The organism is Sphingomonas ginkgonis, assembly GCF_003970925.1.
GTDB classification, from domain to species: Bacteria; Pseudomonadota; Alphaproteobacteria; order Sphingomonadales; family Sphingomonadaceae; genus Sphingomicrobium; species Sphingomicrobium ginkgonis.
Genome location: NZ_RWJF01000001.1, coordinates 1,936,125 through 1,961,829, shown reverse-complemented (window position 1 = coordinate 1,961,829; position 25,705 = coordinate 1,936,125). Strand labels below are relative to the sequence as shown.

Here is a 25,705-nt window from a genome sequence, read left to right as displayed (position 1 = left end):
GAGGAATATGAGACGACCCGGCCGCTCCCGCCGCTCCCGCCCGCCGAGCAGGCCCGTGCGCCGGCCGACGAGGACGTGACCGAGCCCTCGCCGCCTCCCGTTCCCGAAGCGCAGCCCCCGTCCGAGGAGCAGACCGAGCCCGACCAGGCCCCGCCACCTGCGCCGGACAACAGCGCTACTCCGCCGGGCTGAGCCGAACGGCGGAACGCGCGCCCTTGCCCATCGGTTTTGCGACCGAACCGAAGGAGGCAGTAATGGCGACGCGTAACGACACTCGGACGGACGATCGGACCAGCGGCGAGGATCGCAGCCGCAGCAATCGCGCAAACCGGAGCAACGGCCGCTCGGCGTTCAGCTGGGGCTCGGCCGACACCGCCACCATCCTCGGGGCCGCCGCCGCCGGTGCGGTGCTCGGACTAGCGGCCAATTACGGCCGCAAGCTGATCGTGCAGGGCGTCAGCGGGATCGCGGGCGACTGGGACGAGGTGCTCAAGGCCGAGCACAAGATGGCGCTGGCGATCTTCGACAAGCTGCTGGCGACCGACGACAGCCAGACCTTCAAGCGCGGGCTGATGATCAAGCAGCTGACCCACGCGCTCGACAAGCATGCCCACGAAGAGGAGATGGTGGTCTACCCGGCGCTTCGCGAGGCGGACCAGGCCGGCGACGCCGACAAGCTCGAGGGCGAGCACGGCTATGTGAAGACCTACCTCTACGAACTGAACAACATGGAGAAGGGCAACCCCGAGTTCCTCACCAAGGTCCGGCAGTTCCGCGAGCTGGTCGCCGAGCATGCCAAGATGGAGGAGGAACAGGTCTTCCCGCTGTTCAAGGCGCGGCTCACCCCCGAGCAGAACGCCAAGATCACCAAGCTGGTGAACATCGACGGGCTGCTGCAGGCCTGAGCCCTTCCGGCCCTCCCCCGAACCCGGTTCAGGGGAGGGTCTGGGTCAGCCGACCAGCGCCAGCCGCGGCGGCTCCTTCGCCGAAAGCGTCACCGCACCTTCGCCGACGATCCGTTCCAGCCGCATCTGAAGCTCCGCGTCGAGCGTGAAGTCGCGCCCGGCAAGGACCGCCGCCTCGCGCTCGCCGCTCACCGGGATGCGGAACGACAAACACCCCGTGCCGCCCCGCGCGCGGGACATTTCCGAAGCGACATGAGCGACTTGCCCGATGTCGCTGAGAGCGATCGTCATCTCGAGCCGGGTCGCCTTGGCGAGCTGGTCGAGCGGCTTGAAGCTCTTGATCGAGATCCGCGGCAGATCATCGCCGGGTTTCCTGTCCAGCTCGACCCCGAGCAGCCCGCACTGGCCGAGCTTGGCCGCTTCCTCGAGCGCGGCGGCGGCATCGTCGTCGAACACCGTCGCCTCGAACTGGCCGCTGGGATCGCTGAAGCTGGCCATCATGAAGCGGCGGCCCCGCTGCGAGACCCGCCAGCGGATTCCCTCGACCAGGCCGGCCATCGTCGCTCCGGCGCGGCCCTCGGCGGGCACCGGCACCTGGCCGATGTCCGCGAAGTGGCGGACCTTATGCGCGCCGAGCAGATGCTTGTGGTGATCGACCGGGTGGGCGGAGAAGTAGAAGCCAAAGCTGTCCCGCTCGCTGGCCATCCGCTCGGCCAGCGTCCAGCTCGCGTCGCGGGGCAGCCGGATCGGCGGGACCCCGCTATCGGCGGGGCCGCCGAACAGGCCGCCCTGCCCACTGTTGCGCTGCTCGTGCGCGCTGGCGGCGTGGGCGAGGATCGTCTCGGCAGCGGCGAAGACCTTGGCTCGGTCCGGCTCGAGGCTGTCGAACGCACCCGCCGCTGCGAGGCTCTCGAGCTGGCGGCGATTGAGCAGGCGCGGGTCGATCCGATCGGCGAAGTCGTCGAGGCTCTTGAACTTGCCCGAGGCGCTGCGCTCCTCGACCAGGCTCTCCATCGCCTTCTCGCCGACACCCTTCAGCGCACCCAGTGCGTAGCGGACCTGCCCCTGCTCGACCGAGAAGGCGGCCTCGCTGGCGTTGACGTCGACCCCGAGGCACTCGAGCCCCGAGCGCCGGACATCCTCGATGAACAGGCCGAGCTTGTCGGTCTGCGCCATGTCGTAGCTCATCGAGGCGGCGAAGAACTCGGCCGGGTGATGCGCCTTCAGCCAGGCGGTGTGATAGGCGACCAGCGCATAGGCGGCGGCGTGGCTCTTGTTGAAGCCGTAGCCGGCGAACTTGTCGATGAGGTCGAACAGCTCGTTGGCCTTCTCGGGCCGGATGTCGTTGCGCGCCGCGCCCTCGACGAAGCGGGCACGCTGGGCGTCCATCTCCGCCTTGATCTTCTTGCCCATCGCGCGCCGCAGCAGGTCGGCGTCGCCGAGGCTGTAGCCGGCCAGCACCTGCGCCGCCTGCATCACCTGCTCCTGGTAGACGAAGATGCCGTAGGTCTCGGCCAGCACCTCGGTCAGCATCGCGTGCGGATATTCAATCGCCGCGCGGCCGTTCTTGCGGTCGCCGAACAGTGGAATATTGTCCATCGGGCCCGGTCGGTAGAGCGAGACCAGCGCGATGATGTCGCCGAAATTGGTCGGCCGGACCGCCGACAGGGTCCGCCGCATGCCCTCCGATTCCAGCTGGAACACGCCGACGGTGTCGCCGCGTTGGAGGAGCTCGTAGACCGCGGGATCGTCCCACGGCAGAGTCTCGTAATCGACCTCGACCCCGCGCAGCTTCAGCAGCCGCTGCGCTTCCTTGAGCACCGACAGGGTCTTCAGGCCGAGGAAGTCGAACTTCACCAGCCCCGCCGCCTCGACATATTTCATGTCGAACTGGGTGACCGGCATGGTCGAGCGCGGGTCGCGATGGAGCGGGACGAGCTGGTCGAGCGGCCGGTCGCCGATCACCACGCCCGCCGCGTGGGTCGAGGAGTGGCGCGGCAGGCCTTCGAGCTTCATCGCGAGGTCGAACAGGCGCTTCACCTCCGCCTCGTTCTCATATTCGCGGCGAAGCTCGGGCACGCCCTCCAGGCTGCGGTCGAGCGTCCAGGGATCGGTCGGATGGTTGGGGACCAGCTTGGCCAGCCGGTCGACATGGCCGTAGCTCATCTGCAGCACGCGGCCGGTATCCTTCAGCACCGCGCGCGCCTTCAGCCGCCCGAAGGTGATGATCTGCGCGACCTTGTCCGAGCCATATTTCTGCTGGACGTAGGTGATGACCTTGTCGCGGTGGGTTTCGCAGAAATCGATATCAAAGTCGGGCATCGACACGCGCTCGGGGTTGAGGAAGCGCTCGAAGAGGAGCTTCAGCTCGAGCGGGTCGAGGTCGGTAATGGTGAGCGCCCAGGCGACCGCCGAGCCCGCGCCCGAACCGCGCCCCGGGCCGACCGGGATGTCGTTGGCCTTGGCCCATTTGATGAAGTCGGCGACGATCAGGAAGTAGCCGGAGAAGCCCATCCGCTGGATGACGTCGATCTCGAAGTCGAGCCGCTCGACATAGCGGGCGCGGTCCTCGGCGGGACGCTCGGCGATCCGCCGCTCCAGCCCGGCGTGCGCGTCGCGGCGAAGCTGCTCGTCCTCGTCGTTGCTGAGACGCGGGAGGATCGGCTTGCGCTTGGGCGCCGCCACCGCACAGCGCTGCGCCACCACCGCCGTGTTGACGAGCGCCTCGGGCAGATCGGCGAAGATCTCCGCCATCATCGACGAGGATTTCAGCCAGGCGTCCGGCGACGAGGTGATCCGGTCGGCATTGTCGATCTGGCTCGAGCTGGCGATGCACAGCATGGCGTCGTGCGCGGCGTGGAAGTTCGGCTCGGCATAGCTCGCCGGGTTGGTGGCGACGAGCGGCAGGTCGAGCGCGTAGGCGAGGTCGATCAGCCCCTCTTCCGCCGCCTGCTCGATAGCATGGCCGCGCCGCGACAGTTCGATGTAGAAGCGGTCGGCGAAGATCCGCTGGAGTTCCGTCGCGTGGCTGCGCGCTGCCGCAACCGCCCCGTCCGCGACCAGCCGGGCGAGCGCCCCCTCCCCGCCAGCACTCAGCGCAATCAGCCCGGCGCTCATCGACTCCAGCGTCGCGAGGTCGACGTGCGGCGGCTGGTCGGCGGGACGGCCCATGTGCGCGGCGGAGACGAGCCGGCAGAGATGGTTGTAGCCGGCCTCGTCCTTGGCGAGCAGTGCCAGCCAGTCGATGACGCCCTTCTCCCCCGGCAGCTCGGCCGGGCGGGCGATCCCGAGCAGCGTCCCGATGATCGGCTGGACGCCCTCGCCCTGGCACGCCTCGGAGAAGGCCATCGCCGCGTAGAGACCGTTGCGATCGGTCACAGCGATCGCCGGGAAGCCGAGCTTCTTTGCCTGCTTGGCGATCGCCTTCGGCTCGATCGCGCCCTCCAGCATCGAGAAGCTGGAAAAGACGCGAAGCGGAACGAAAGGGTGCGGCATTGGTGAACTATGGCGTTGCGACAGGAGGCAGAAAAGTGGCAAGCCTCCGCTTATCCACAGCTGAATGGCCGTCTGGAGACTTCCGCCGCCCACTGCGTTGCCAAGGTTTGAAGGAGATCGACCGATGGACGCGTCCCTTGTACCCGCCGAGCGACTGGCGAACGAGCACCGCCAGCCCTGGCCCGGGGAGAGCGACGATTATGCGGCTGCCCGGGCGGCACTTCTCCGAGAAGAAATCGAACTCCGCCGCCACCTCGAGCGCGTTGCCGAGCAGCGCCGCCACCTGCCCCCGGGTCCAGCCATATTTAAGAATTATCGGTTTCTCGACGAGAACGGGTCCGAGGTCGGACTCGCCGAGCTATTCGGCCAGCACGACACGCTAATCAGCTACAGCTGGATGTATGGGCCCGACAGGGCTCGTCCCTGCCCGATGTGCACCAACTTTCTCGGGCCGTTGGATCAGAACGCCCGGGACATCGAGGAGAAGGCGGCGCTGGTGGTGGTCGGCCGCTCGACCGTGGAGCGACAGAAGGCCTTCGCGCAGGAGCGCGGCTGGCGGCACCTGCGCTTCGTGCAGGCGAAGGACGACGCGTTCCCGCATGATTTCCGCAGCCTCGTACCCGCCTGGGACGGCTCGGGCGAGGAATGGGAGGTGCCCTCCCTGGTGGTGTTCCGCAAAGACGGCGACCAGGTTCGGCTGTTTTGGTCGGGCGAGTTCAACATGGACATGGCCGATCCCGGGCAGGACCCGCGCGGCGCACCCGACATGGCGCCCTTGTGGAACATGCTCGACATCACTCCCGCCGGACGTGGTTCGGAGTGGTATCCCAAGCTCAGCTACGCCGACTAGGAGACCTCATGGACACGAGCCGCCTCACACCGATCACCCACGCGCTGCTGCGGATTGTCGCCGGGCTGCTGTTCATCGAGCACGGCACGCAGAAGCTGCTCGGCTTCCCGCCATCGGCGCCTGGCCACCCGGCCCCCACGGTCGGCTCGCTCCTGTGGATCGGCGGGGTGCTCGAACTGGTGGGCGGGCTGCTGGTGCTGGTCGGCCTGTTCACCCGTCCCGTCGCCTTTATTCTCGCGGGCGAGATGGCGGTCGCCTACTGGACCTTCCACGCACCGCAGTCGACCTTCCCGGCGATCAACATGGGCGATGCCGCGATCCTCTTCTGCTTCGTCTTCCTCTTCCTCAGCACCGCCGGAAGCGGGCCGTGGAGCGTCGACGAGGCGATCCGCCAGCGGCGCCTGAGCGGCAGGACCGCCTAGGCGGCGGGCAAGACGGCCGGGGCGGAGCGCCGCCGCAGCCGGTGCTCTCGCACGGCGGTGTAGAGGCCGCTGCCGGCGATCAGCGCCGCCCCGCCAAGGGTCGCGGCGGTCGGCATCGTCGCGAAGAACAGCCAGCCGAACAGCAATGCGCCGACCATCTGCAGATAGTCGAACGGGGTGACGGCCGAGACCGGCGCGCGGAGCGACGCGGTCATCAGCAGCTGCGCCGTCCCGCCAGCCAGCCCGCCGAGCGCCACCAGAACGAACGCCGTCGTTTCATGGGCATGCCCGAACACCGGCATGAGCAGGCCGCCGACAAGGATCCCGGCGACCGCGAACCAGAAGACGATGGCGCCGACATGCTCGCTCCGCTGCAGCCGGCGTAGCGTGATGGTGACGCTCGCCTGGCCAACCGCCGCGGCGAGCGCGATGGCGACCCCGAGCAGCGGCAGCCCCGCGCCACTCGGGTGGGCGACGATGATGACCCCGACAAAGCCGACCAGCACCGCTGCCCAGCGATGCCGACCGACAGGCTCCTTGAGAAGAACGAAGGAGAGGATCGTCGCGAACAGCGGAGCGGTGAAGTTGATGGTCGTCGCGTCACCCAGCGGAAGCAGGATCAGCGCCTGGAAGGTGGCCGTCATCGACGCCAGTCCGATTGCGCTCCGGCTGACGTGGGCCATGACATTGTTCGGGCGGAGGATTTCGAGGCTGTAGCGGCGAAGCACCCAGGCCAGCACGACCGGCAGGCTGAATGTCGATCGCCAGAACACCAGTTCGGGCGCGTTCATCCCGCGCAGCGAGGCCAGTTTGAGCATCGCCGACATGAAGGAGAAGCCGACGACCGCGCCCAGGCGGCAGAGAATGCCTCGGGCGACGACGTCCGTCGCGGGCATGTCGGAGGCAAGGCTCGGCATGCGAGGGCTCATGGCCGGGTTGAATGCCGATGAAAAGCGCCGACCGAGGCAGTTGCCGGTCGAAAACAGGTCGCGACTCTGCTATGCTGGCATCGTCCCTGAGCTCCACGCGCAAGGAGGGCAGCGATGATCAATCAACTCTTCGACGACGGCGGTCAGACCGATCGCTGGGCCAGACCGTTGCTGAGCGTTCTGCGGATCGTGACCGCGCTTCTGTTCCTGGAACATGGCACCAGCAAGATGCTGATGTTCCCCCTGACCTCGATGAGCGGGCCCGATCCCTGGTCGCTCTACTGGATCGCCGGCATCATCGAGCTTGTCGGCGGCCTGTTCCTCCTGGTCGGCCTGCTGTCGCGGCCGGTGGCGCTGCTGCTGTCGGGCGAGATGGCGATCGGCTACTGGGCGGTGCACGCGCCGCACTCGGTCTTTCCCGTCGTCAACGGCGGCGAGGCCGCGGTGCTGTTCTGCTTTGCCTTCCTCTACATCGCCTTCGCGGGGCCCGGCCCGTGGAGCGTCGACGCCTGGCTGACCCGCCGCTGGGCCGCCGAGGGGAACGAGGGCTATTGGGAGAGCGTCCACCACGGACGCGCCGGAGCGGCCTGAATGGGCACGGCGGAACCGGTGACACCCGGCCCCGCCGCTGTCGTCAGCGGGTGAGCTTCTTGTAGCTCATGCGGTGGGGGCGGTCGGCCTCAGGACCCATGCGGCGGCGCTTGTCCTCCTCATAGGCCTCGAAATTGCCTTCGAACCACTCGACATGGCTGTCGCCCTCGAAGGCGAGGATGTGCGTCGCCAGCCGGTCGAGGAAGAAGCGGTCGTGGCTGATCACCACGGCGCAGCCGGCGAAATTCTCCAAAGCGTCCTCAAGCGCGCGCAGAGTCTCGACGTCAAGGTCGTTGGTCGGCTCGTCGAGCAGGAGGACGTTGCCGCCCTCCTTCAGCATCTTGGCGATATGGACGCGGTTGCGTTCGCCACCCGACAGCTGGCCGACCTTCTTCTGCTGGTCGACGCCCTTGAAGTTGAACGCCCCGACATAGGCGCGGGTCTGCATCTCGTGCTTGCCGACCGTCATCAGGTCGTGCCCGCCGGAGATCTCCTCCCACACGTTTTTCTTGGGATCGAGCGCGTCGCGGCTCTGGTCGACATAGCCGAGGTGGACCGTCTCACCGACGGCGATCGAGCCGTTGTCGGGCTGCTCCTGGCCGGTGATCAGCTTGAACAGGGTCGATTTGCCGGCGCCGTTCGGCCCGATCACCCCGACGATCCCGCCCGGCGGCAGGTTGAAGCTCAGGTCCTCGAACAGCAGCTTGTCGCCATAAGCCTTGCTGAGTCCCGAGGCCTCGATGACCTTGCCGCCCAGCCGCTCGGGCGTCTGGATAACGATCTGCGCCTTGCCGACGACGCGCTTCTCCGACGCTTCGACCAGCGCGTCGAACGCCTTGATGCGGGCCTTGGACTTGGTCTGACGCGCTTTGGGGCTCTGCCGGATCCATTCGAGCTCTTCCTTGATCGCCTTCTGGCGTCCCTCGTCCTCGCGCTCCTCCTGCTCGAGGCGCTTGGCCTTCTTGTCGAGGTAGGTGGAGTAGTTGCCTTCGTAGATGAAGTATTTTCCGCGATCGAGCTCGAGGATCCAGTTCACCACATTGTCGAGGAAGTAGCGGTCGTGGGTGACGAGGATGACGTTGCCCTTGTAGTCGACCAGATGCTTCTCGAGCCACTGAACGCTCTCGGCGTCGAGATGGTTGGTCGGCTCGTCGAGCAGCAGGATGTCCGGCTTCTCGAGCAGCAGGCGGGTGAGCGCGACGCGGCGCTTCTCACCGCCCGACAGATTGGTGACCTGACTGTCGCCCGGCGGACAGCGGAGCGCGTCCATCGCGATCTCGAGCTGGTTGTCGAGGGTCCAGCCGTCGACCGCGTCGATCTTCTCCTGAAGCTCGCCCATTTCGCCCATCAGCGCGTCGAAATCCGCGTCCGCCGGCGGATCGGCCATCAGCATCGAGATTTCGTTGAAGCGATCCATCATGGTCACGATCGGCTTCACACCCTCGCGAACATTCTCCATGACCGTCTTCGTCTCGTCGAGCTGAGGCTCCTGCTCGAGATAGCCGACGGTGATGTTCGTGCCCGGCCATGCCTCGCCCGAGAATTCGGTGTCGCGGCCGGCCATGATCTTCATCAGGGTCGACTTGCCGGTGCCGTTCGGGCCGACGATCCCGATCTTGGCATCGGGATAAAATTGCAGGTGGATGCCGTTGAGCACCGGCTTGGGAGCGCCGGGGAAGGTCTTGGTGAGACCCTTCATCACATAGCTGTATTGGGCGGCCATGGGGTCGCATGATCCTTGGATGATGTGGGATTTCGCCGCCGCACTTAGGAGATGCGAAGCGCTTTTTCCAGTTCCATGCGGCTGCGCCTAGGCGCGCCCGATCATCCGCTCGGCGCCGGGGAACACATAGTCGGCGAACTGCTCGCGAAGATCCTTCTTGCTGAGCTTCCCCGTGGCGGTGTGCGGCAGCGAGTCGACGAACTCGATCGCGTCGGGCAGCCACCAGCGCGGGATCCGGCCGACGAGATGCGCGCGGACCTGCGCCTCGGACAGCCGGCTCTCCGGCTGACGGACGATGCAGAGCAAGGGGCGCTCGTCCCACTTGGGATGCGGAAGACCGATCGCGGCGGCCTCGGCCACGCCCGGGCAGCCCACCGCCGCATTCTCCAGCTCGATCGAGCTGATCCACTCGCCCCCGGACTTAATGACGTCCTTGGCCCGGTCGGTGATCTGCATCGAGCCGTCGGGGTGGAGCGTGGCGACGTCGCCGGTGTCGAACCAGCCGTCCGCGTCGATAGCGTCGGCCGGAGCCTTAAAGTAGCGCTGGACCACCCAGGCGCCGCGCGCCTGAAGCATGCCGCTGCTGACCCCGTCACGCGGCAGTTCGCGGCCCTGGTCATCGACGGTGCGGAGCTCGACCCCGAACAGCGTCCGCCCCTGCCGGGCGGCATAGTCGAGCTGCTCGATATCGGTCATCATGTCCCATTCGGCAGGCGGCCCGGCGAGCGTGCCAATTGGCGACAGCTCGGTCATTCCCCAGGCATGGCCGACCGTGATCCCGCGGCGGCGGAACCAGTCGATCATCGCGCGCGGCGCTGCCGAACCGCCGATTGTGACCTTCTCCAGCGATCCGAGGCTGGCCCCCGTTTCCTCGACATGCTTGATCATCTCGAGCCAGACGGTCGGGACCGCGGCGCTGTGTGTGACGGCCTCCTCCCGGAACAGCTCGGCGATCCGGCCGGGATCGAAGTCCGCCGAAAGGACGAGCTTGCAGCCGGTCAGCGGCGCCGCCCACGGAATGCCCCACGCATTGGCGTGGAACATGGGAACGATCGGCGCCACCACGGAGCGGGCCGACAGGTCGAAGCAGTCGGGCTGGATCTCGGCCAGCGCGTGGAGGACGGTCGAGCGGTGCTCGTAGAGCACGCCCTTGGGCTCGCCGGTCGTCCCGCTGGTGTAGCAGAGGCCGCAGGGGTCGCGCTCGTCGCCGCCCACCCAGGCGTAATCGCCCGTCTCGGCGTCGAGCCAGGCCGGGAACTCGTCATCGAAGCAGATGTAATGCTCGATCGTCCGCCAGAACGGCTTCAGCCGCGACACGAGCGGCGCGAAGCTGCGGTCGTACACGAGGACCCGGTCCTCGGCATGGTTGGCGATGAAGACGAGGTGCTCGTCCGAGAGGCGAGGATTGAGGGTGTGAAGGACGCCGCCCATCCCGGCCGCGCCGTACCAGCCGACGAGGTGGCGATCATGGTTCATCGCCAGGGTCGCGATCCGGTCGCCCTTGCGCATGCCCAGCCGCTGGAGTGCCTGCGCCATCCGCCGGGCATCGTGCGCGACTTGCCCCCAGCTGGTGCGGGTCACCCGTCCATCCGGCCAGGAAGACACGATCTCTTGGCGGGCGTTGGCACGCTCGGCATGATCGACCAGCCGCATCAGGCGCAGCGGCCATTCCTGCATCGCCCCGAGGCGCAGCACGGTTTCTCTCCCAATTTTGAACCCAAGCGGGTTCAAATTGGAGCGGGATCACCGCACAAGCAAGAAGAAAATTGGCTGATTTCAGCCGGAAAGTTTAGAACGGCAGTTTAAACCCGGGGGGTACCGGGATGCCCGCGCTGATCTTCTGCATCTCGTCGCCGGCGGCGGCGTCCGCCTTGGAACGAGCGTCGTTCAGCGCGGCCGCAACGAGGTCCTCGACCATCGTCTTCTCGGACGGTTGCAGCAGGCTCTCGTCGATGTCGACCGCGATGATGCGTCCCTTGGCACTCGCGCGCACCTTGACCAGTCCGCCACCGGCGCTTCCCTCGACCTCGATCTTGTCGAGATTGTCCTGAGCCTTCTGCAACTCAGCCTGGGCGTTCTGGGCCATTTCCATGATGGCGTTGAAGTCTGGCATTTCAGGCATGGTCGTCAGGCCTCTTTGGCGATGATGGACGTTAGCGTGGCGTCCGGAAAAGATGCAAACACTGCTGCCACCATTGGTTCCGCCAGCACGGCATCCCGGGCGCGCTGTTCGGCGATCCGATCTTGGTCGAGCAGCGAGGGCTCGGCGGCATCGTCCGATAGGCTGACGGCCCAGGTGGAGCCGCTGGCCGCCTTCAGCACCGCGGCGAGATCGCGCGCCCAGTCCGAGCCGAGCGGCCGCTGGGGGTGGACGACCAGCTCGCCCGGCGCGAGCCTCACCAGCCCGACCTGGTCGTGGAGCTGCTGCGCTAACAGCGCCCGTCCCTCTTTCTCGACCAGTTCGATGACTTCGCGGAGGTTTCGTGGCTGGGCCGGCTCGACCGGCGGAGGGGCGGCGGGACGAACCTCGGCGACCGGCGCCGACGCCGGGGCGGAAGCCTGTCGCGAGAGCACCGCCGCGACCGCTTCTCCGTTCTGCAGTCGGCCGAGAACGGCCGCAGGATCGGGCAGCTCGGCGGCATGGACCAGGCGCAGCAGCGCCATCGCGGCGGCCTCGTGCGGGTCGGGCGCCTGGCCGATGTCGGAAAGGCCCTTGAGCATCATCTGCCAGAGCCGGTGCAGCACGGCCCATCCGAGCCGCCCGGCCCACTCGCCCGCGGCCTCGCGCTCCTCGGCCGACTGGAGCACGTCACCGGCGCCGCCCGCCTTGGCGCGGGTCACCGTGTGAACCGTCTCCATCAACCCTCGCATCAGCGAGGCCGGGTCGATCCCCAGCGAATAGGCTTCGTCCAGCTGGCCGAGCACCGCGCCTGCGTCGCCCGCGAGCAAGGCGGCGAACAGGTCACGCACCCGGCCTCGGTCGGCGAGGCCGAGCATCTGCCTAACCTCGGTCGCCGTGATCGTTCCCGAGCCGTGCGCGATTGCCTGGTCGAGTATCGACAGGCCGTCGCGGGCGGATCCCTCGGCCGCGCGGGCGACCACGGCGAGTGCCTCGGGCTCGACGTCGATCTGCTCGGCCGCGGCGACCCGCGCGAAATGGGCCGCGAGGGCCTCGGCGGGGATTCGCCGAAGGTCGAAGCGCTGGCAGCGCGAGAGGACCGTCACCGGCACCTTGGCGACCTCGGTGGTGGCGAACAGGAACTTCACGTGCGGCGGCGGCTCCTCAAGCGTCTTCAACAGCGCGTTGAAGGCGTTCTTGGTGAGCATGTGCACTTCGTCGATGATGTAGATCTTGTAGCGCGCCGAGACCGCCGCGTAGCGCACGCTCTCGATGATCTCGCGGACGTCGTCGACCCCGGTGTTGGAGGCGGCGTCCATCTCGATGACGTCGATGAAGCGGCCCTCCGTGATCGCCCGGCACGGCTCGCAGACCCCGCAGGGATCGATCGTCGGCCCACCCTGCCCGTCCGGGCCGATGCAGTTGAGCGCCTTGGCGACCAGCCGCGCGGTCGAGGTCTTGCCTACCCCGCGGACGCCGGTCAGCAGGAAGGCATGGGCGATCCGCCCCGAGGCGATCGCGTTGCCCAGCGTCCGGACCATGGCATCCTGGCCGATCAGCTCGTGGAAGTTCTGCGGACGATATTTGCGGGCGAGCACCCGGTAGGGCGACGCGGCGGCCGGTGCGGCAGGTTCCGGAAGATCAAGCCCGAGCCCGGGCGATTCGTCGTTCATCGGCTCGGATGTAAGCGCTGAACGCGGGCCGTTCCAGCGTAACGGCGGGCCGTCATTATCGTGGAGGGTGGGAGCCGGAACGACCCGGACCGAAATCGTTGTGGCTGCTTCCTTCCGGACCTGACCAGGTTGGCGACAAGCCCGTCCGCCCGACTCCCGGACGCGCATATGGCGGAGAGCGGCGGCGGGTTCAACCTCCCGCCGCCGACGGTCTGATCGCCAGTCTAGCGGTGGCGGGTGCTGCAGCTCCGCACCTTCTTGCCGTGCCGCATGTGGGTCGTGCAGTGGCGCGACGAACTGCGATGGCTTCTGGCCATCATCCGGTGGCTGGACATGGTCGGGCTGCTCGACATTCCGGCGCCCGGGGTATTCATGTCCGGCGTGGAGCTGTTCATGTTGCCCATGTCCGGCGGCATGCTCGGGTCCGGCGCGCTGGTCGACGGGCTACTGGGCGTGGTGATCGGCGGCGGAACGGTGGTGGTGGTCGGCTGCGAACTGCTACTTCCACTCGGCATGTTCTGCTGTGCAGAGGCGGCGGATGCGACGAGACCTCCCAGAGCGACGGCAAACAAGGCTCGCTTGATCATGGCAATTCCTTCCGGTGAGGCTGTGACTAGCCCTCGGGAAGAACGATCATGACCTCCGGCTGTTGCACTGGCGGACGATGGGCGGAAGCGGATTGGCGACGAAATTCCGCCACTTACCCCACGAAGCGAGCACTGGGTCGAAGCGTTGCCGGTGCCACTCGGATCAGCGGTTCCAGTCGGTCACCGCGTTCGGAATGCGAACGGTCAGCGAGCCCAGTTCTGGCGTGAGCCTGATCTGGCAAGCAAGCCGGCTGGTCCGCCTCACGTCCGCCGCGAGGTCGAGCAGGTCGTCCTCCTCGTCGCTCGCCGGCGGAAGGCGGTCGAAATCAGCCGCGGCGACATGAACATGGCAGGTCGAGCAGGCCATCTGCCCCTCGCAAGTCCCTTCGAGCGGCTGCCCGGCGGCCTGCGCAATCTCCAGCAAGCTGCGGTCCGGCTCGACGGTGACCTCGCGATCGAAGCTGCCGTCGGCGCGCAGGAAGGTGACCGTCACGCTCATGCCCGCACGCTCAGCGGCGACTGGACTTCGGCGGCTTGCGCGATGGAACGACAGGCCGAAACCAGCTCGGCTTCCATCGTGTAGCGGCCGAAGCCGAGCCGGATGCTCGATCGCGCCTCCCGATCGCTGAGCCCGAGCGCGCGCAGCACATGGCTGGGGCGTCCCGAGCCGCTCGCGCAGGCGCTTCCGAGGCTGAATGCGATTCCGCGCAGCTCCGACAGGAGGCGGGCGGTGTCGAGCCCGTCGCGACGCAGGTTGAGGTTGCCCCGGTGGCGGGCCTCGCTGCTGCCGTTGACGATCCAGCCCGGCCCGAGTGCCTCTCGCGCCGCGGCCCACAGCCGGTCCACAAGGGCGAGATCGTCCGCCCGGCAACGCGCGGCAAGCTTCGCCGCCGCCCCGAAGCCGGCGCACAGCATCGGCGAGAGCGTGCCCGAGCGTAGTCCTTGCTCCTGCCCGCCGCCGTGGAGCAGCGGCTCGGGCGCCGTCACGCCGGGACCGATCCACAGCGCGCCGATGCCCTTCGGGCCATGGACCTTGTGTGCGGACACGGCGAACAGGTCGGGTCCCGGCGGCAGCTTGAGCCGCCCGAACCCCTGGACCGCGTCGCACAGCATCAGCGCGCCCGTCTCGTGCGCGATCGTGGCGATCTCGGCGATCGGCTGGATCACCCCGATCTCGTTGTTGACCAGCATCGCCGCGACCAGCGCGGTTCGCTCGTCGACCGCCGCGCGCACGTCGTCGAGGTCGACCAGCCCGTCCGGTTCGACAGGAAGCACGATCACCTCCAGGCCTTGGCCGGCCAACCAGCCGACGCTGTCGAGCACCGCGGCATGCTCCGTTGCCAGCGTGACGATCCGCTTCCGCCCCGCCGCAGCGTTCGCCGCCACTCCCTTGAGCGCCCAGTTGAGCGCCTCGGTGGCGCCGGAGGTGAAGACCGTCGTTCCGCCCGGCGGGAGCAATGCCGCGACCTGCCCGCGCGCCACCTCGATCGCTGCCGCCGCCTCGCGCCCGGCACGGCTCGAGCTGTGCGGATTGGCGAACTGGGCGAGCCAGGGAAGCATCGCCGCCTTGGCCTCGGGCGCGAGCGGCGTGGTCGCCTGATAGTCGAGGTAGATCATGCCTCCCTGGCGCTCCGCCGGGCGATAGAGGTCCAGGCCTCGACGAACCGCTCCAGGTCCGCTGGAGTCGTCGTCCAGCCGACGCTGACCCGGATGGTACAGGCGGCGTCCTGGTCGGGCACGCCGAACGCCTTTAGCGTGCGGCTCGGCTTCATGCTCCCGCTGGAGCAGGCGCTCCCGGCCGAGACGGCGATCCCGGCCAGATCGAGCTGGACGACCTGCGCCTCCGCGCTGACCCCTGGCATGGTGATGGCTATGATGTGTCCGGAGGTGAAGGCGTCCGGCGGTTGAATGGTCGCGCCGGCTGCCTGGAGACGATGGTTTATGTCGCGAAGTGGCTGGCGCAGCAGCCCGAGCCAATCGTCGGTCGCACCCGCTTCCAGCGCCGCCACCATTCCAGCGATGCCGGGCAGGTTCTGCGTCCCCGCCCGATAGCCCCGCTCCTGCCCGCCGGTCGGGCGGAGCGAAGCAAGGTCGCGGACCAGCAGCGCTCCGATGCCCGGCGGCCCGCCGAACTTGTGCGCCGACAGCGCGATCAGGTCGGCGTCGGGCAACGGGATTTTGCCTGCGCTCTGCGAGCAGTCGGAGAGGAGGATCCCGCCAGCCTCGCGCACCTCGCGGGCAAGATCGTCCACGGGCTGCACCACGCCCGTTTCGGAATTCACATGCTGGATGGCGACGATCCCGCCAGTGTTCGCGCCCAGCCATGCCGCGAGCCGGTCGCGGTCAATCGCCCCCTTCTCTCCGATCGCCAGCAGCTCGGCGCCCGGCGCGGCGCGGAACACCGCGTCATGCTCAACCGCCGAAATGAGCGTCGGACGCTGCTCGCCGCGCAGTGCGATCGCCAGCGCCTCGCTCGCGCCGGAGGTGAAGATGACGTCATGCCGCCAGTCGAGCGCGGCCTTGACCCGCTCGCGCGCCTGCTCGAGCGCGGCCCTTGCGGCGCGCCCCTCGGCGTACGGACTGCTCGGATTGGCCCAACGCTCGAACGCCTCGGCCACCGCCGCCCGTGCCGCCGGCAAGACCGGCGTCGTCGCGGCATGGTCGAGATAAATTCGCGCGCTCAATTTGGCCCCGTAATCCGCCGATTGCGATAATGTTACGCCTGCCTATATAGGCGCCGCCCTGTCCTCGTCACCGTCTTGTGAGCGCGAACCCTTATGCCTGAAGTGATCTTTCCCGGACCCGAGGGTCGTCTCGAAGGGCGCTTCACGCCAGGACCGCGGCCGCGGGCGCCGGTCGCATTGATCCTGCACAGCCACCCGCAGGCGGGCGGGACGATGAACAACAAGATCGTCCAGCTGCTCCACAAGGACTTCGTCGGCCGCGGCTTCGCGACTCTCCGCTTCAACTTCCGCGGGGTCGGCAAGAGCCAGGGCCTGTTTGACAATGGCGTGGGCGAGCTGTCCGACGCGGCGAGCGCGCTCGACTGGGTCCAGCAGATCCATCCCGAGGCTGAGCAGACCTGGGTCGCCGGAGTCAGCTTCGGCGCCTGGATCGGCATGCAGCTGCTGATGCGCCGGCCGGAGATCAAGGGCTTCATCTCGATCGCGCCGCCGGCCAACATGTACGACTTCAGCTTCCTTGCCCCCTGCCCCTCGTCGGGCATCATCATCCAGGGCGAGGCCGACGAGGTGGTGACCCCGAGCGCGGTGCAGAAGCTGGTCGACAAGCTGCGCACCCAGAAGCACATCACCATCCACCACGACCTGATCCCGGGCGCGAACCACTTCTTCGCCAACGAGCTCGACCTCTTGATGAAGAGCGTCGACGGCTATCTCGACATGCGGCTGGGAACGACGCGCTAGGCTTCGGCGCTCACTCGCGCTGCGTAGGCCGGGACGGCCATCGCTACAACGTCCAGATCAGCACGTTGCCGATGATCACGATGGCGGCGGCGATCATCAGGAGACCCTGCTGGCGGCTCGCGGCAGAGCGCGCTGCGCGGATGCCGCCCAGCAGCAGGATCACGGCGCCGATCATCGCCAGCGCCAGCAGCGTCGACCCCCACTCGCTCATCCCTGCCTTGACCTCTTCTTAACCGATCCGGCGCTAACGGCAGCGGCATGTGCATGCACCACGAACGGGAGCAGCGCCTCGCCGAGGCGTTCGAGCGGATCGAAGAGACCATCCTTCCGTGCATCGCCATGATGCTCGACACGCTGCTCGACGCGTCCGCCAATCTGGCCGAAACGGATCCGAAGGCGCTCGCCGCCGAGCTCCAGACGCTCGCCGCGGAGCTGGAAGGGCTGACCCGGATGGTCGAGCTGAGCAGCCCCGCGCATGTCGGTCCCGGCCAGTATCGGGTCGCGTCTCACGGCTGACCCGCCACGATCTCGGCGTGCAGCGCCGGGTCGATGTTGCCGCCCGACAAGAGGATGACCGTCCCGGGCTCCGGCTCGACCTTACCCGCCAGGACTGCCGCCAGTGCGACCGAGCCGCCGGGTTCGACCACCAGGTCGAGCGTCTCAGCGGCCCAGCGCACCGCGGCGCGCACTTCCTCCTCGCTGACGCTCAGCATGCGCGCTTCGCGCTCGCGCAGGATGGCGAAGGTCAGCGGCGAGACCCGCGGGGTCTGTAGCGAATCGCACAGGGTAGCCGGCGCGTCGGGCTCGACCGGCACGATCTCGCCCAGCTCGAGCGAGCGGTTCATGTCGTCCCAGCCTGCCGGCTCGACCCCGACGATGGTCGCGTCGGGACAGGCCAGGGCAATCCCGCCCGCCAGCCCGCCGCCGCCGACCGGCACGACGATCGTCCGAACCGGTTCGGGGCATTGCTCGAGGATCTCCAGCCCCGCCGTCCCCTGCCCGGCAATAATGGCCGGATCGTCGAAGCTCGGCACGACTGTCGCGCCGCGCTCGCCGGCGATGCGCGCGGCAATCTCCTCTCGGCTTTCGCTGCGCCGGTCGTAGAAGACGATCTCGGCCCCGGCCGCCGCGGTCGCGTCGGCCTTCACCTTGGGCGCGTCTGCCGGCATGACGATCAGCGCCGGGATGCCGAGCCGCCTGGCCGCGATGGCCACCCCCTGCGCATGGTTGCCTGAGGAGAAGGCGACGACTCCGCGCTGCCGTTCCTCGTCCGACAGCTGGAGCAGCCGGTTGGTCGCGCCGCGCAGCTTGAACGCGCCGCCGGTCTGTTCGGATTCGCATTTGAGCCAGACTCGGCGGCCGCGAATCTCCGCTTCGCGCAGCGGCGTCCGGATGACCGCATCGCCGATCCGTTCCGCGGCCGCTTCCACCTCGCTCCGATCGAGCCTTGGCACCTTCGATAATCTCCTTGCGACGCAACAGCTTGGGCGGGCCGGTTCGGGGTTGAGACGAGCCGTTGGAATGCCGTCGCAAGCGGTCCAAAAAATCTTGCATGGGGGGTCTCCCGCCCATATATCGCGCCTCCGCTGCCCCATGGGACTTCCAACCGCAAGGCAGCTTTCGTCAACGTTCGCCGTCAGGCACTTGGAGGTCCCTTGAGTTGCACAAGCATCATCGCGCGCTGGGGCTAGCGACCGCCCCGATCGGCACCGCCGTCGTTTCCGGTGCTGCCGACATCGCCAAGGATCGCCCGGTTCAGCCGGTGACCCTGCTTCGCCCGCACGCCGCCCGGCGCGCCGCCCGCTTCTTCGCCGAGAAGTTCCCGGGCCGGTCGCTTTACGCGGTAAAGTCGAACCCGTCGCCCGAGCTGCTGCGGGTGCTGTGGGACAGTGGCGTCACTCACTATGACGTCGCCTCGCTCGGCGAGGTGCGCCTCGTCGCCGAGACGCTGCCGCAGGCGACGCTCTGCTTTATGCACCCGGTCAAGGCGCCGGAATCGATCGCCGAAGCCTATCACGCCTATGGCGTGCGCACCTTCAGCCTCGATTCGCTCGACGAGCTGGAGAAGATCGTCGAGGCGACCGCCACCGACGGCGTCGCCGCGAGCGACCTCAACCTGCTGGTGCGCCTGCGGGTGAGCTCGGAGCATTCGAAGCTCAGCCTCGCCGCCAAGTTCGGCGCCGAGCCGCACGAGGTGAAGCCGCTGCTGTTCGCCGCGCGGCAGGCCGCCGACGCGCTCGGCATCTGCTTCCACGTCGGCAGCCAGGCGATGACCCCGGCGGCCTATGCCGAGGCGATGGCGCGCGTGCGCGACGCGATCGTCGAGGCGGCGGTCACCGTCGATATCGTCGACGTCGGCGGCGGCTTCCCCTCCTCGTACCCGGGCATGGAGCCGCCGCCGCTTGAGAATTATTTCGCGGTGATCCACGAAGCGTTCGAGAAGCTGCCGATCAGCTATTCGGCCGAGCTCTGGTGCGAGCCGGGCCGAGCGCTGTGCGCCGAATATGCCAGCGTGCTGGTGCGGGTCGAGAAGCGCCGCGGCGACGAGCTGTACATCAACGACGGCGCCTACGGCGCTCTGTTCGACGCCGCGCACATCGGCTGGCGCTTCCCCGTCGCGCTGGTTCGCGCCGAGCCGAGCCGCGCCCGGCCGATGGGCTTCAGCTTCTACGGACCCACCTGCGACGACCTCGACCACATGACCGGGCCGTTCGAGCTTCCCGGCGACGTCCAGGCCGGCGACTATATCGAGATCGGAATGCTCGGCGCCTATGGCTGCGCGATGCGGACCGGCTTCAACGGCTTCGGGCCTGAGGCCCGGATCTTCGTCGAAGACGAGCCGATGGCCAGCCTCTACGGAGCGGCGGCAGCGCCGGCGCGTTCCAACGTGGTGACGCTGTAGAGCCATGCTCCCCTCCCGCTCGCGGGAGGGGTCGGGGGTGGGCCTGTCCCCCTGTTATCGCAACGACGGCCAATAGCGGGCTCGAACGCCCATCCTCAGCCCCCTCCCGTCCGCGGGAGGGGGAGCAGCGCTATTGGAGCGAAGACATGAACACCGAGTCCAAGATCAACGACACCCGCAAGGCGGAGCTCCTGTCGTCGACCGTCGAGCATATCGACATCACCAGCTTCGACGCGCGCCCGATCGTCGACGCGATGGGGAAGATGAGCTTCACCAGCCGCGACCTCGCCCGCGCCACCGGCATCTACAACCAGATGCTGGAGGACCCCGACTGCTCGATAATTCTGGTCATCGCCGGCTCGACCTCGGCCGGCGGCTGCATGGACCTCTATGCCGAGCTGGTCCGCTCCAACATGGTCGACGCGATCGTCGCCACCGGCGCATCAATCGTCGACATGGATTTCTTCGAGGCGCTCGGCCACAAGCATTACCAGGCGCTCGAGATCCCGGACGACGACACGCTGCGCTCCCTCTACATCGACCGGATCTACGACACGTACATCGACGAGGAGCAGCTTCAGGACTGCGACTTCACCATCGGCCGCCTCGCCGACAGCCTGGAGCCCAAGCCCTATTCGTCGCGCGCGTTCATCCGCGAGATGGGCAAGTGGCTGAGCGAGGGCAACGGCAAGAAGGAGAACAGCCTCGTCAAGCTCGCCTACGAGCATGACGTGCCGATCTTCTGCCCGGCCTTCGTCGACAGCTCGGCCGGCTTCGGCCTCGTCAAGCACCAGGTCGACCGGATGAAGCAGGGCAAGCCCTATCTCGTCCTCGACGCCATCGCCGACTTCCGCGAGCTGACCGACATCAAGATCAAGGCGGGCACCACGGGGCTGCTGATGATCGGCGGCGGCGTCCCCAAGAACTTCACGCAGGACACGGTCGTCTGCGCCGAGATCCTCGGCCATGACGACGTCGAGGTGCACAAGTACGCCGTGCAGATCACCGTCGCCGACGTGCGCGACGGCGCGTGCTCTTCCTCGACCCTCCAGGAGGCGGCGAGCTGGGGCAAGGTCTCGACCGCGCTCGAGCAAATGGTGTTCGCCGAGGCCACCTCGGTCCTCCCGCTGCTCGCCTCGGCTGCCTACCACAAGGGCGCCTGGAAGAACCGCGCCAAGCGCGCCTTCGCCAAGCTGTTCAACGACTAGAGCAACCCGAAGCTCGGCCTTTCCATAGCCGTCATCCCCGCGAAAGCGGGGATCCAGCTTTCGGCTGCCAGCCCAGGAGCTGGACCCCCGCTTTCGCGGGGGTGACGTGCAGGGTCAACCAACCGGCTCGGGCTGCGCCGCCCGGGCCGCCTCGGCGCGCTGGTTCATCTCGATCAGGGTCCGGTCGAACCGTCCCTCCGCCTCCGCATCGCGCTGGAACTTGACCCGCTCGACCAGGATCTCGCCGGGGGTCGGCTGCCGACCGAACAAGCTCATCACTTCGTCGGCGAACTCGTCGAGCGGCATGTAACCGGGCCGCTGCTCCTGCCCGGGAGTGAGGCCCGTCTGCACGCCCGGTGGCACCAGCTCGATCACCTCGACCCTTTCCTTGAGCGCCTGGCGGAGCGCGACCGTATAGCTGTGGATCGCCGCCTTGGTCGCCGAGTAGGTCGGCGCGGCGATCAGCGGGACATAGGCAAGCCCCGAGGTCACGTTGACGATCGCGGAGTCCGGCCGCCCGGCGAGATGGTCGACCAAAGCGTCGATTAGCCGGATCGGGCCGAGGAGGTTGGTCTCGACCACCCGCTCGACATCCTTGAGATCGCGCTTCGACCCGACCTTCTCCAGCGGCATGATCCCGGCATTGTTGATCAGCACGTTGACCTCCGGATGTTCCGCAAGAAGCGCGCGCGCGAACCTGTCGACTGCACCGGACTGGCCCACGTCCAGCGTCATGACGGCGATCCCGTCGCGCCCGGCGGCGGTCTCCTCCAGCGCCTCGCGCCGGCGCCCGGCGACGATCACCCGGTCGCCACGGTCGTGGAAGCGCCGGGCGAGCGCCCGCCCGATCCCCGATCCGCCGCCGGTGATCAGGATCGTGTTGCCACTGGTCTTCATGCTTGATGCCTTTCCTTCTCGCTTTGGGCGGAGATAGGATGGTGTGGCGGGCGTGCCAGGGGAGTGCCGCCCGCTTGGGGGGAAACATCGATGAACCACATCTCGCCGCTGCTGGGACCGCTCGTCGCGCTGGTCGCCTGGACAATCGTCATGCTGTTCTGGGCCGTCGCGAGCAGCGTCGGGGCCGCCCGGCAGGCCGATCCGGACCGCATCCCGGCCGAAGGCACCCGCCTCCGCGACCTCGAGGGGGTGATCCCGGCCAAGGCTTCTTGGCCGCGCCAGAACTACGAGCATCTGCTCGAGCAGCCGACGCTCTTCTACGCGATCCTGCTCGCGCTGGTGGCGATGGGCGACCGCTTCGCCATCAATCTCTGGCTGGCCTGGGCCTATGTCGCCCTGCGGGTCGTCCACAGCCTCTACCAGTCGACGGTGAACGTCGGACGCGTCCGCGGGCTGATCTTCGTCCTCGCGACCCTATGCTTGCTCGGCCTCACGCTTCACGCGGCCATCGCCTTGTTCCACCGAGGCTGACCGCCTGACACCAAGCTGCACCTGACCGGACCGCGCAATCGAGGCCCAGCCCACGCGCGGTCCGCGCAGCGCCTGGATCACCGCCTTGACCACGACATAGTACATGACCTGGCGGTAGACGAAGCGGGCGGGGACCAGCCACAGCATCAGCCCCCACCGCTCGCGCCGTTCCAGCGCGAAGGCGATCAGCCCGGCGGTAAGGTCGATCGCGGCGAACAGGAGCCAGAAGGTGGCCATGTGGTGAAGGTCGCCCTTCACCATCTCGTAGCCGTGCGCGTGGATCGACACGGCGGTCGAAACAATGCTGACCAGCAGCGCAAGGTCGATGATCGGCGAGACCAGCGCGAACAGCAGCTGGAACATGATCGCCTGCGGCAGTCCGATGAAGGCGAGGCCCGCCGGCCGCCCGGTGCCGAGCACGCGCTTGTGCTTCCAGATGCACTGGATGGTGCCATAGGCCCAGCGGAACCGCTGCCGGGCAAGCTGGCGGAGCGTCTGCGGCGCCTCGGTCCAGGCGATCGCGCTCTGGTCGTAGGTCACGTGCCAGCCCGCGCGCTGAACTGCGATGGTGAGGTCTTGGTCTTCGGCGAGCGTGTCCGGCGGGTAGCCGCCGACCGCCTCGATCGCGGCCTTCCGCCAGGCACCGACCGCGCCGGGCACGACCATCATCGCGCCGAGCCGGGCCAACGCGCGCCGCTCGAGGTTCTGCGCGGTCACATATTCGAGCGCCTGCCACTTGGTGACGAGATTGATCCGGTTGCCGACCTTGGCGTTGCCAGCCACCGCGCCGAGCTTTTCGTCGGCGGCGAACCAGCGCGCGAGCCGGGCGATCGTCCCCGGCTCGAACTGGGTATCGGCGTCGAGCGCGATGACGATCTCGCCCGACGCCAGCGCCAACCCCTCGTTGAGCGCGCGCGCCTTGCCGCCGTTTGCCAGGGTCAGCAGCTGCACCCGGGGGTCGCCGTCGAAGACCTCGTGGACGATCGCGCCGGTGCGGTCCTTCGACCCGTCGTCGATAACGATCACCTCGAGCCGAACATTCTCGCTCGCGAGCACGGTGCGGACCGACCGCTCGATCACCCGTTCCTCGTTGAAGGCCGGGATGAGCACCGTGACGAAGGTATCGGGGTCGACCGGCGGCCGGGCGCGCTGCGCCTCCCTTCGGGCGGCGTTGAGGGCCAGCCCGCTGAGGAACAGCGCGCGCAGGATGCCGAGCGTCAGCGCGAACGCGAACAGCGCGGCGAGCGCCCGGACGACGAGGCCGAGGATCTCGAACAGGCCGAGGTCGAGCCGCACCGCGGCCGCGTCGGCGGCGGACAGCTGCGGCATCACCTGATCGCGGCTGAGCCCGGCCAGCTCCGAGACCGGCACGAAGCGGTAGCCCTTGGCGCGGAGCTGGTCGATCAGGATGGGCAGCGCGTCGATGGTCTGCTGGCGGTCGCCGCCGCTGTCGTGGAGAAGGACGACATTGCCCGCCTTGTCGGGATTGTCGCGCAGCCCGACCACCCCGTTCACCACATTGGCGACGATCGCCGGGACGCCAGGCCGCTGCCAGTCCTCGCCGTCGACGTGGAGGCCGACCGAGATGTAGCCGCGGTTCTGCGCGTCGAGCGCGGGCAGCAGCTCGTCCGCGGTGGTCGGCTCGGCGTCCCCGAAATACGGCGCCCGGAACAGCTTGAGCGTGCGCCCGGTATAGGCCTGGAACAGGCGCTGGGTTGCGTTCAGCTCGAACAAGGTCTGGGTCTGGCCGGTCGTCGCGAGGTTTGGGTGGGTATAGGTATGGCTTCCCACCTCGTGGCCCTCGTCCACCATCCGGTTGAGCAGCGACCGCTCGGTCAGCGCGTTCTCGCCGACGATGAAGAAGGTCGCGGGGACCTGCTTGGCCTTGAGGATGTCGAGGATCTTCGGGGTCCAGCGCGGGTCGGGACCGTCATCGAAGGTGAGCGCCACCAGCCCGGGCTTGCCCATCGAGCGGGTGACGGTGAACGGTCGCGGCAGGGTCAGGAAGTCCACCCCGCCGATCAGCCCGTCGCGAGACATCGCGATCCGACGGCGCCCCTCGGTCGGGAGCGAGCTGATCTTGAGGATCTCTCCATTGCCCTCGATGTCGACGTTGGTGCCCACCGGAAGTCGTTCCAGCCCGCTCGCCTGCAGCGGGCGCGCCGCGTTGCGGCCGAACAGGCTCCACAGCGCCGGGTCTTCCGCGCCCATTCGCCAGACCGCCACGTCGCCAATGCCGATCCGCTGCAGCAGGCTGAGCTCGTTGAAGGCGCTCGCCGCATCTAGGATCCAGACGGTATGGGGATGGCCCTTCTCGTCGTCATAGGCGAAGCTCGAATTGCCTGAGGCGGCGTCGAACACCGGCTTGGCGTCATTGTCGAGCGCGCGGTTCCAGGCTTCCTCGACGTTCAGCGGCTCGCCGCCGCCGTCGTGCCAGTCGTAGCTGTAGTTGCCGATGGTGACGATCGCCTTGCCGCGCGGGATCTGGCGCAGCGCGGTGGCGACGCTGCTGGCCCACCAGCCGTTGGAGGCGATCGGCCCCGGCTCGCCGTCGTTGGTATGCTCGTCATAGGCCATGACGAACAGCTTGTCGGCGACGGCGGCGAAGCGGCGGAGGTTCCAGCCGGCATCGACCGGCACCGCCACGGTGACCAGCCAGCCATGCTTGGCGAAGACGGCGTGGGCCTCCTGCAGCAGCTGGAGATAATGGAGCTGACCGGGACCGTTCAGGTCCTCGAAGTCGAACACCGCGCCCGAGGCGCGGTTCTGGAGCAGGAAGGCCTCGGTCTGCTGGATCAGCCGGCGCCGGGCAGCGGTGCTGGCGAGCAGCGCCTGCGCCCCGGCGGGATCGACCGCCCCGTTGGTGAAGTTCTGGATGACGGGCAGGATCAGCGGCCGCTCGCGCGCCTGGTTGATGATGTTCCGTCCGTCGCGGTCGGGCACCACCTGGAAGTCGTGCTTCGGACCGGTCACCGTGACCCAGACCGGCGCCAGCCAGTCGAGATCGCCGATGTGCCGCTGCAGCGAGGCCGAGCTGCTTGGGTCCCACGGCGTGTAGAAGCCGACGCTCAGCGGCTTGCCGAGCGACTGGCGCGCCTGGGTCGCGCGGACCGCGCCGACCTGCCGCGCGCTCGGCGGACGCGTGCCGAGCAGCCGCTCGATCGCGTGGTTGAGGTTGCGCTCGGTCCGCGCGAGCAGGCTGGTCCGCGGCGGCGGGAGCGGGCGGCCACGCTCGGCATTGACCGGCAGCGGCGGCGCATAGGGCACCACCCGGATCGTCGCGAACAGCCCGGTCGCGACCAGCACCAGCAGCAGCGCGAACAGCAGCATGGCGAGGCGGAATCGCTTCCGGCGCCGACCCGACGGGTCGTAGAAGATCGGGCTGTCGGCCATTGCGCCCGCTTATGCGCCTGCCGCCCTCCCGGCCAGTGAAGCTCTTGTCAGCTTT

The 25,705-nt window shown here is 68.1% G+C and carries 23 protein-coding genes and 1 other RNA gene; 10 read left to right on the top strand and 14 right to left on the bottom strand.

Annotated elements, in window-relative coordinates; all coding sequences use genetic code 11:
- The first annotated feature begins 254 nt into the window (after nucleotides 1-254).
- Nucleotides 255-905, top strand: a complete 651-nt coding sequence (locus HMF7854_RS09595; protein WP_126718895.1) for a hemerythrin domain-containing protein — start codon at nucleotides 255-257, stop codon at nucleotides 903-905.
- 45 nt (nucleotides 906-950) lie between these two features.
- On the opposite strand, the gene dnaE is transcribed toward HMF7854_RS09595, so the two are convergent.
- Entirely contained in the window at nucleotides 951-4,400 is a 3,450-nt protein-coding gene (gene dnaE, locus HMF7854_RS09590; protein WP_126718894.1) for a DNA polymerase III subunit alpha, read from the bottom strand.
- A gap of 124 nt (nucleotides 4,401-4,524) precedes the next feature.
- Between dnaE and HMF7854_RS09585 the strand changes: the two genes are divergently transcribed.
- Together HMF7854_RS09585 and HMF7854_RS09580 are read left to right on the top strand one after the other, a co-directional pair.
- Entirely contained in the window at nucleotides 4,525-5,250 is a 726-nt protein-coding gene (locus HMF7854_RS09585; protein WP_126718893.1) for a DUF899 family protein, read from the top strand.
- Nucleotides 5,251-5,258: 8 nt separating this feature from the next.
- Nucleotides 5,259-5,672, top strand: coding sequence for a DoxX family protein (locus HMF7854_RS09580; RefSeq protein WP_126718892.1), 414 nt, complete (start codon nucleotides 5,259-5,261; stop codon nucleotides 5,670-5,672).
- On the opposite strand, the gene HMF7854_RS09575 is transcribed toward HMF7854_RS09580, so the two are convergent.
- On the bottom strand, nucleotides 5,669-6,589 hold the full coding sequence (locus tag HMF7854_RS09575; RefSeq protein ID WP_126718891.1) for a DMT family transporter: 921 nt from the start codon (nucleotides 6,587-6,589) through the stop codon (nucleotides 5,669-5,671). The two genes, HMF7854_RS09580 and HMF7854_RS09575, sit on opposite strands and share 4 nt — an antisense overlap.
- 126 nt (nucleotides 6,590-6,715) lie before the next feature.
- Here HMF7854_RS09575 and HMF7854_RS09570 point away from each other — a divergent pair, with 126 nt between their 5' ends.
- Nucleotides 6,716-7,192, top strand: coding sequence for a DoxX family protein (locus HMF7854_RS09570; protein WP_126718890.1), 477 nt, complete (start codon nucleotides 6,716-6,718; stop codon nucleotides 7,190-7,192).
- A 43-nt stretch (nucleotides 7,193-7,235) separates the two neighbouring features.
- On the opposite strand, the gene ettA is transcribed toward HMF7854_RS09570, so the two are convergent.
- The 5 genes from ettA to ffs form a co-directional block, all read right to left on the bottom strand.
- Nucleotides 7,236-8,915, bottom strand: coding sequence for an energy-dependent translational throttle protein EttA (gene ettA, locus HMF7854_RS09565; RefSeq protein WP_126718889.1), 1,680 nt, complete (start codon nucleotides 8,913-8,915; stop codon nucleotides 7,236-7,238).
- An 87-nt stretch (nucleotides 8,916-9,002) separates the two neighbouring features.
- Nucleotides 9,003-10,592: a long-chain fatty acid--CoA ligase gene (locus tag HMF7854_RS09560; protein WP_126720156.1), complete on the bottom strand. Its 1,590-nt coding sequence runs from the start codon at nucleotides 10,590-10,592 to the stop codon at nucleotides 9,003-9,005.
- A gap of 112 nt (nucleotides 10,593-10,704) precedes the next feature.
- On the bottom strand, nucleotides 10,705-11,028 hold the full coding sequence (locus HMF7854_RS09555; RefSeq protein ID WP_126720155.1) for a YbaB/EbfC family nucleoid-associated protein: 324 nt from the start codon (nucleotides 11,026-11,028) through the stop codon (nucleotides 10,705-10,707).
- Between the two features lie 14 nt (nucleotides 11,029-11,042).
- Nucleotides 11,043-12,707, bottom strand: a complete 1,665-nt coding sequence (locus tag HMF7854_RS09550; RefSeq protein WP_126718888.1) for a DNA polymerase III subunit gamma/tau — start codon at nucleotides 12,705-12,707, stop codon at nucleotides 11,043-11,045.
- Nucleotides 12,708-12,770: 63 nt separating this feature from the next.
- An RNA gene (gene ffs, locus HMF7854_RS09545) (signal recognition particle sRNA small type) lies at nucleotides 12,771-12,868 on the bottom strand.
- A gap of 109 nt (nucleotides 12,869-12,977) precedes the next feature.
- Here ffs and HMF7854_RS09540 point away from each other — a divergent pair.
- Nucleotides 12,978-13,346: a hypothetical protein gene (locus HMF7854_RS09540; protein ID WP_126718887.1), complete on the top strand. Its 369-nt coding sequence runs from the start codon at nucleotides 12,978-12,980 to the stop codon at nucleotides 13,344-13,346.
- A 111-nt stretch (nucleotides 13,347-13,457) separates the two neighbouring features.
- Here the strand turns inward: HMF7854_RS09540 and HMF7854_RS09535 are convergent, their stop codons facing one another.
- Genes HMF7854_RS09535 through HMF7854_RS09525 form a run of 3 tightly spaced genes read right to left on the bottom strand, consistent with a single transcriptional unit; the run spans nucleotide 13,458 to nucleotide 15,978 of the window.
- A complete protein-coding gene (locus tag HMF7854_RS09535; RefSeq protein ID WP_126718886.1) occupies nucleotides 13,458-13,793 on the bottom strand; it encodes a 2Fe-2S iron-sulfur cluster-binding protein in 336 nt (111 codons plus the stop codon).
- Entirely contained in the window at nucleotides 13,790-14,911 is a 1,122-nt protein-coding gene (locus HMF7854_RS09530) for a cysteine desulfurase family protein (protein ID WP_126718885.1), read from the bottom strand. Before HMF7854_RS09530 ends, HMF7854_RS09535 begins: the two co-directional genes overlap by 4 nt.
- Nucleotides 14,908-15,978 (bottom strand): cysteine desulfurase family protein, encoded by a 1,071-nt coding sequence (locus HMF7854_RS09525; RefSeq protein WP_126718884.1) that lies wholly within the window; start codon nucleotides 15,976-15,978, stop codon nucleotides 14,908-14,910. The genes HMF7854_RS09530 and HMF7854_RS09525 overlap by 4 nt, the downstream gene beginning before the upstream one ends.
- A 93-nt stretch (nucleotides 15,979-16,071) precedes the next feature.
- Between HMF7854_RS09525 and HMF7854_RS09520 the strand changes: the two genes are divergently transcribed.
- A complete protein-coding gene (locus tag HMF7854_RS09520; protein ID WP_126718883.1) occupies nucleotides 16,072-16,719 on the top strand; it encodes an alpha/beta hydrolase in 648 nt (215 codons plus the stop codon).
- Between the two features lie 43 nt (nucleotides 16,720-16,762).
- Here the strand turns inward: HMF7854_RS09520 and HMF7854_RS15780 are convergent, their stop codons facing one another.
- Nucleotides 16,763-16,930 (bottom strand): hypothetical protein, encoded by a 168-nt coding sequence (locus tag HMF7854_RS15780; RefSeq protein ID WP_185829233.1) that lies wholly within the window; start codon nucleotides 16,928-16,930, stop codon nucleotides 16,763-16,765.
- A 53-nt stretch (nucleotides 16,931-16,983) separates the two neighbouring features.
- Here HMF7854_RS15780 and HMF7854_RS09515 point away from each other — a divergent pair, with 53 nt between their 5' ends.
- Nucleotides 16,984-17,235, top strand: a complete 252-nt coding sequence (locus HMF7854_RS09515; RefSeq protein ID WP_126718882.1) for a hypothetical protein — start codon at nucleotides 16,984-16,986, stop codon at nucleotides 17,233-17,235.
- On the opposite strand, the gene HMF7854_RS09510 is transcribed toward HMF7854_RS09515, so the two are convergent.
- Nucleotides 17,226-18,173, bottom strand: coding sequence for a threonine ammonia-lyase (locus tag HMF7854_RS09510; protein WP_239016920.1), 948 nt, complete (start codon nucleotides 18,171-18,173; stop codon nucleotides 17,226-17,228). The genes HMF7854_RS09515 and HMF7854_RS09510 overlap by 10 nt on opposite strands.
- Nucleotides 18,174-18,379: 206 nt before the next feature.
- On the opposite strand from HMF7854_RS09510, the gene HMF7854_RS09505 reads away from it, so the two are divergent.
- On the top strand, nucleotides 18,380-19,621 hold the full coding sequence (locus HMF7854_RS09505) for a type III PLP-dependent enzyme (protein ID WP_239016919.1): 1,242 nt from the start codon (nucleotides 18,380-18,382) through the stop codon (nucleotides 19,619-19,621).
- Between the two features lie 146 nt (nucleotides 19,622-19,767).
- Nucleotides 19,768-20,829: a 1,9-bis(guanidino)-5-aza-nonane synthase gene (locus tag HMF7854_RS09500; protein WP_126718880.1), complete on the top strand. Its 1,062-nt coding sequence runs from the start codon at nucleotides 19,768-19,770 to the stop codon at nucleotides 20,827-20,829.
- 114 nt (nucleotides 20,830-20,943) lie between these two features.
- Here HMF7854_RS09500 and HMF7854_RS09495 read toward each other — a convergent pair whose 3' ends face one another.
- Complete coding sequence (locus HMF7854_RS09495; protein ID WP_126718879.1) at nucleotides 20,944-21,726, bottom strand: SDR family oxidoreductase; 783 nt, start codon at nucleotides 21,724-21,726, stop codon at nucleotides 20,944-20,946.
- Between the two features lie 90 nt (nucleotides 21,727-21,816).
- Between HMF7854_RS09495 and HMF7854_RS09490 the strand changes: the two genes are divergently transcribed.
- Nucleotides 21,817-22,257, top strand: a complete 441-nt coding sequence (locus tag HMF7854_RS09490; RefSeq protein WP_126718878.1) for an MAPEG family protein — start codon at nucleotides 21,817-21,819, stop codon at nucleotides 22,255-22,257.
- Here the strand turns inward: HMF7854_RS09490 and HMF7854_RS09485 are convergent.
- Nucleotides 22,201-25,650 (bottom strand): glycosyltransferase, encoded by a 3,450-nt coding sequence (locus tag HMF7854_RS09485; RefSeq protein WP_126718877.1) that lies wholly within the window; start codon nucleotides 25,648-25,650, stop codon nucleotides 22,201-22,203. The two genes, HMF7854_RS09490 and HMF7854_RS09485, sit on opposite strands and share 57 nt — an antisense overlap.
- Nucleotides 25,651-25,705: the final 55 nt, after the last annotated feature.